This window comes from Kocuria sp. NPDC057446 (assembly GCF_042802875.1).
In the GTDB taxonomy this organism is placed as follows: Bacteria; Actinomycetota; Actinomycetes; order Actinomycetales; family Micrococcaceae; genus Kocuria.
In genome coordinates, this window is the sequence record NZ_JBHVDI010000194.1 from 1 (window position 1) to 5954 (window position 5954).

Consider the following 5954-nt stretch of genomic DNA (forward strand, 5'->3'; position numbering starts at 1 on the left):
GTCCTGTCGGTGAGAGATCCTCTCACCGACAGGACGCGACCCCTCGCGCGTGGGCGGGACCTGACGCGACGCCTCGCGCGGGCGAGGTCTGCGTATCCTGGGACGGTGACTCCCCGCCTCGTCCTCGCCTCCCGCTCCCCCGCCCGCACCAAGCTGCTGACCGACGCCGGGATCGGCCACGACCGGCTCGTCTCCGACGTGGACGAGGACGCCGTGGTCCGGGACCTGGGGGTGACCGGCGCCGAGGAGACCGCGATGGTCCTGGCCCGGGCCAAGGCGGAGGCCGTGGCCGCGCTGCCCGAGGCCGCCGGCGCCCTCGTGGTGGGCTGCGACTCCGTCTTCGAGCTCGACGGCGAGGTGCACGGCAAGCCCGGGGACGCCGCGACGGCGACCGCCCGGATCCGGGCCATGCGCGGACGCTCGGGCGTGCTGCACACGGGCCACTGGCTCGTGGACACCCGCGGCCCGGCGGACGGGGGCTCCGGCTGGAGCGGCGGCGCCCCCGCCCGCGCCGAGGTCTTCTTCGCGCAGATGACCGACGACGAGGTCGCGGCCTACGTGGCCACCGGCGAGCCCCTGGAGGTGGCCGGGTCCTTCACCATCGACTCCCTCGGCGCGGCGTTCGTGGAGCGCGTCGAGGGCGACGTGCACGCCGTCGTCGGCCTGAGCCTCAGCACCCTGCGCACGCTGCTCGCACGCGCCGGTGTGGGCGTCCCCGAGCTGTGGACGGCGCACCCCTAAGGGCGGCCGCCGCCGGGCCAGTCCGCCGCCTGACAGGCCTCCCGCTGGCAGGCCTCCTGTGTGCAGGACTCCTGTTTGTAGGACTCCTACAGAAACGGCGACGCATTTCCGGTCCACCGCCGGGTGGTTGGGCGATTGCTCGCGGCGGGGAATACAGTGCATCGGAGGATTCGACAAGGAGTGAGACGTGACCGGTAAGAACCCCGCGGACGGCGCCATCCGCCCCATCACCAAGGTGCTCGTCGCCAACCGCGGCGAGATCGCGGTGCGCGTGATCCGCGCCGCCCGGGACGAGGGCATCGCCTCCGTGGCCGTGTACGCCGACCCGGACCGGGACGCCCTGCACGCGCGCACGGCGGACGAGGCGTACGGGCTGGGCGGGTCCACCGCCGCGGACTCGTACCTGGTGATCGACAAGATCCTCGACGTCGCCGCCCGCTCGGGCGCCGACGCCGTGCACCCCGGCTACGGCTTCCTCTCCGAGAACGCCGACTTCGCGCTCGCCGTGCTCGAGGCCGGCCTGACCTGGATCGGGCCCCCGCCCGCCGCCATCGCCCAGCTCGGCGACAAGGTGGCCGCCCGCCACATCGCGGAGAAGGTCGGCGCCCCGCAGGTGCCCGGCACCACCGACCCGGTCGGATCCGCCGAGGAGGTCCTCGCCTTCGCCGACGAGCACGGCCTGCCCCTGGCCATCAAGGCCGCGTTCGGCGGCGGCGGCCGCGGCATCAAGGTGGTCCGCGACCGCGACGACATCCCGGAGCTCTACGAGTCCGCGGTGCGCGAGGCCACCGCGGCGTTCGGCCGCGGTGACTGCTTCGTGGAGCGCTTCCTGGACGCCCCGCGGCACGTCGAGACCCAGTGCCTGGCCGACGCCCACGGCAACGTGGTGGTCGTCTCCACCCGCGACTGCTCCCTGCAGCGGCGCAACCAGAAGCTCGTGGAGGAGGCGCCGGCGCCGTTCCTGTCGGAGGAGCAGAACCGCCTGCTCTACGACTCCTCCAAGGCGATCCTGCGCGAGGCCGGCTACCAGGGCGCGGGCACGTGCGAGTTCCTCGTGGGCCGCGACGGCACCATCACGTTCCTGGAGGTCAACACCCGCCTGCAGGTCGAGCACCCCGTGTCCGAGGAGGTCACGGGCATCGACCTGGTGCGCGAGCAGTTCCGGCTGGCCCGCGGCGAGGTCCTCGGCTACGACGACCCGCCGGTGCGGGGGCACTCCATCGAGTTCCGCATCAACGGCGAGGACCCCGGACGGCACTTCATGCCCTCCCCCGGCACCATCACCGCCCTGGACCTGCCCGGCGGCCCCGGCGTGCGCGTGGACTCCGGGGTGCAGGCCGGCGAGACCGTGGGCGGGAACTTCGACTCCATGCTCGCCAAGCTGATCGTCACCGGGGCCACCCGGCATCAGGCCGTCGAGCGCTCCCGCCGGGCGCTGGCGGAGCTGCGCATCGAGGGCATGCCCACCGTGGTCCCCTTCCACCGCGCGGTGGTCGCCGACCCCGCCTTCGCCCCCGCGGAGGGCACCCCGTTCTCCGTGCACACCCGGTGGATCGAGACCGAGTTCGACAACACCATCCCGCCGTTCGAGGGCGTCCCGCAGGCCGGGCCCGAGGCGGAGGAGCGCCAGGCGATCGTCGTCGAGGTCTCCGGCAAGCGCCTCGAGGTGGTCCTGCCCGCCCTGCCCGGTGCGGCCAAGCCCAACGGGACGACCACCGCCAAGCCCCGCAAGTCCCGTGCGGCCCGCGGCGGCGGTGCCGCCGCGGCGAGCGGCGACAGCCTGAGCTCCCCGATGCAGGGCACCATCGTGAAGATCGCCGTGGACAACGGGGACGAGGTGGCGGAGGGCGACCTCGTGCTCGTGCTCGAGGCCATGAAGATGGAGCAGCCGCTGACCGCCCACAAGTCGGGCACGGTCTCCGGGCTCTCCGTGAGCCCCGGGGACACCGTCTCCGCCGGCGCCGTCCTCGCCACCATCGCCTGACGCGGACGGCCCCGCACCGATGAGCACCCGACCGGCCGGCGCCCCCGCGCGCTGCCTCGTGGACCTCTCCGCGCAGGACCGGCTCCGCGGCGTCGCCCCCGCCCGGGCGCCGCGGCTGCGGGTACTGTGCTGCCCGCCCGCGGGCGCGGCCGCCGGCTACTGGCGGTTCCTGGTGCGCGAGGACGTGCATGTGCTCGGCGTCCAGTACCCCGGCCGGGAGAGCCGCTTCCGGGAGCCGCCCGCCGCCTCGATCACCGCGCTCGCCGCGGAGGCGGCCGAGGCCGTCGCCGGCGCGCCCTGGGCGTCCTCGGACGTCCCGCTCGTGGTGCTGGGTCACAGCATGGGCGCGTCCGTCGCCGCCGAGCTCGCCTCCCTGCTCGAGCGCCGGACCGGGATCCGGGTCGCGCTGCTCGTCCTCTCGGCGAAGACCGCCCCGGGCGCCGGAGGCAGCGCGGTCGACGCGGACCCGGACCTGCGCGCCGGGCTCGACCCGCAGGACCCGGGTGCGGACGACGCGCTGGCCCGGTGGCTGCGGCGGCTGGGCGGCACCCCCGAGGCGGTGCTGGCGAACCCCGAGCTGCTGGCCCTGCAGCTGCCGGCCCTGCGGGCGGACCTGCGGGCCTCCCGGGCCTACGACCGGCTCCCCGTCCCGGTCCGCGCTCCCCTGCTGCTGCTGCGCGGCACGGAGGACACCACCGTGGACGCCGCCGACCTGGACGCCTGGTGCCCGGTCAGCACCGGCTCCGTGCAGCGGCGGGAGTACCCCGGAGGCCACCACCCGTACGCCGGCCACCGGGACCGGCTGCTCGGGGACCTCGAGGCGTGCGCCGGGCCCGGCGGGGCGCCGGTGCCCCGCACCCGGTGAGCCGGCCGTGCTGAGCGGACCGCCGTGACGACGTCCCCGGTCTCCTCCCGGGGCCCCCGCCACGCGCTCTGGACCCCGCTGCCCGCCCCCTGCCGGGCCGACGACGTCCTGCTGGTCCGGGCCTACGTGAGCGAGCTGGTCCCGTGGGCGCGCGGGGTCGAGGCCGCCTGGCTGGACCCGGTGGAGCGGGCCCGCCGGGACGGCTTCCTGCGCGAGCAGGACCGCGAGGCGTTCCTCGCCCGCCGCTGCCTGCTGCGCGCCGTGCTGGCCGAGCGGCTGCGCACCGAGCCGGCCGCGGTGCCGCTGGGGCCCGCGCCCGGGGCCGCCGGTCGGCGCGGCCGTCCCGGGGTGCCCGGGCTGCACTTCTCGCTGTCCTCCAGCGGCGGGCACGTCCTGCTCGCCACCGGGCCGCGGGAGCTGGGGATCGACGTCGAGGCCGTCCCCGACCTCGCCGGCGCGGAGCAGATGTCCCGCGTCCTGCACCCGGCCGAGCGGCGCCGCCTCGCCTGGACCCGCCGCGGGCGCCGGCCGGCCGCCGCGGCGCGGGTGTGGGCGCGCAAGGAGTCCCTGCTCAAGGCCATGGGTGCCGGGCTCTCCCGCGACCCAGCGGTGGACCGGGTGGGCGCCGGCCGGTCCCCCCGCAACCCGCTGCCCGGCTGGCGGATCCTGGACCTGCCCCTGGGTCCCGGCGGCGCGGACGCCCGGGCGGCGCTGACCGTGAGCGAGCCCTGGACCGATCGGCGCGCCCGGGGCTGAATCGCTGGAGGCCCCGGCGCGGCGCACGGCCCGCGGCGCGTCAAGATGCGCACCCTTCCAGGATGTGAGACGGAGAACCCACCATCCGGACCCCCCGGCGTACCATCGAGTCTTTGTTCCCGCCCACTGCTACGACCGAGGTTTCCCCATGTCCTCTTCGGTGACCGGGCAGGACGCCACCGGCGCGTCCGCCCCCTCCCTCCCCCTGTCCCAGCGCGTGCCCCGCAGCCGGGTGATCCTGGCCTCCCTCGTGGGCACCACGATCGAGTTCTACGACTTCTACGTCTACGCGACCGCGGCCGTGGCCGTGTTCCCCGCCCTGTTCTTCACCGGCGAGGACGAGACGGCCAAGCTGCTCGCCTCCATGGCGACCTTCGCCGCGGCCTTCGTGGCCCGCCCGATCGGCTCCGTGATCTTCGGCCACTTCGGCGACCGGATCGGCCGCAAGGCCACGCTGATCGGCGCGCTGCTGACCATGGGCATCGCCACGTTCCTCATCGGCCTGCTGCCCACCTACTACTCGATCGGCATCTGGGCCCCGCTCATCCTCACGATCCTGCGCTTCTGCCAGGGCCTGGGCCTGGGCGGCGAGTGGTCCGGCGCGGCCCTGCTCGCCACCGAGTACGCCGAGGAGGGCAAGCGGGCGCGCGCGGCCATGTGGCCGCAGCTCGGCGCCCCGTTCGGCTTCATCCTGGCCAACGGCTTCTTCCTGCTGCTCACCGTGGTGATGGGCTTCGTGTCGGTGGCCGAGCAGGGCACGGGCCACCCCTTCCTCACCTGGGGCTGGCGCGTCCCGTTCCTCGCGTCCGTGGTGATGGTGGTCGTCGGCCTGTACGTGCGCTTCAAGCTCGAGGAGACCCCGGTCTTCCAGAAGGCCCTGGACCAGGGCCAGAAGGTCCAGACCCCGCTGGTCGAGGCGTTCCGGGGCTCGTGGCTGCAGATGATCCAGGGCACGTTCATCATGCTCGCCACCTACATGCTCTTCTACCTGATGACCGCGTGGATCCTCTCCTACGGCATCGGCAGCCCCGCCAACGGCGGCCTCGGCATCCCCTACCGCGACTTCCTGGTGCTCCAGCTGCTCGCCGTGCTCCTGTTCGCCGCGATGGTGCCCGTCTCCGGGTGGGTCGCCGACCGCTTCGGCCGGCGCAGCTCGCAGCTGGTCATCACCACGGTGATCCTGCTCTTCGGCCTGAGCTTCGGCCTGCTCATGGACCCGGCCGCGGTCGGCACCGGCGAGGACGTCAGCACGGGCCGCGTGCTCTTCTTCCTCGTGGTCGGCATGACGCTGATGGGCCTGACCTTCGGCTCGATGTCCGCGATCCTGCCCGAGCTGTTCCCCACGAACGTGCGCTACACCGGCTCCGGCGTCGCGTACAACACGGCCTCGATCCTCGGTGCCGCCATCACCCCCTACGTCGCCGTGACGCTCAACGCGAGCTACGGCGTGGGCTCCGTGGGCCTCTACCTGGCGTTCGGCGCCGTGCTGACCCTGGTGGCGCTCTGGTTCTCCCCGGAGACCAAGGACGTCGACATGGAGAACGTGGTCACCCGCCGCTGAGCTCCCCGCCCGGCACGGCACGCGCGACGGCCGCATCCCCGAGGGGA

5 protein-coding genes are annotated in these 5954 nt (G+C 74.6%); all 5 read left to right on the forward strand.

The window, feature by feature from the left end:
* The first annotated feature begins 105 nt into the window (after positions 1-105).
* Positions 106-741, forward strand: coding sequence for a Maf family protein (locus ACFU0Y_RS16510; protein WP_380215779.1), 636 nt, complete (start codon positions 106-108; stop codon positions 739-741).
* Between the two features lie 187 nt (positions 742-928).
* Positions 929-2725, forward strand: a complete 1797-nt coding sequence (locus ACFU0Y_RS16515) for an acetyl/propionyl/methylcrotonyl-CoA carboxylase subunit alpha (protein WP_380215781.1) — start codon at positions 929-931, stop codon at positions 2723-2725.
* A gap of 19 nt (positions 2726-2744) precedes the next feature.
* Entirely contained in the window at positions 2745-3590 is an 846-nt protein-coding gene (locus ACFU0Y_RS16520) for a thioesterase II family protein (protein WP_380215783.1), read from the forward strand.
* Between the two features lie 24 nt (positions 3591-3614).
* Positions 3615-4346 carry a 4'-phosphopantetheinyl transferase family protein gene (locus ACFU0Y_RS16525; RefSeq protein ID WP_380215785.1) on the forward strand — a complete coding sequence of 244 codons (732 nt, stop codon included), beginning with the start codon at positions 3615-3617 and terminating at the stop codon, positions 4344-4346.
* 148 nt (positions 4347-4494) lie between these two features.
* Positions 4495-5907, forward strand: a complete 1413-nt coding sequence (locus ACFU0Y_RS16530; RefSeq protein ID WP_380215787.1) for an MFS transporter — start codon at positions 4495-4497, stop codon at positions 5905-5907.
* The last annotated feature ends 47 nt before the right edge of the window (positions 5908-5954 follow it).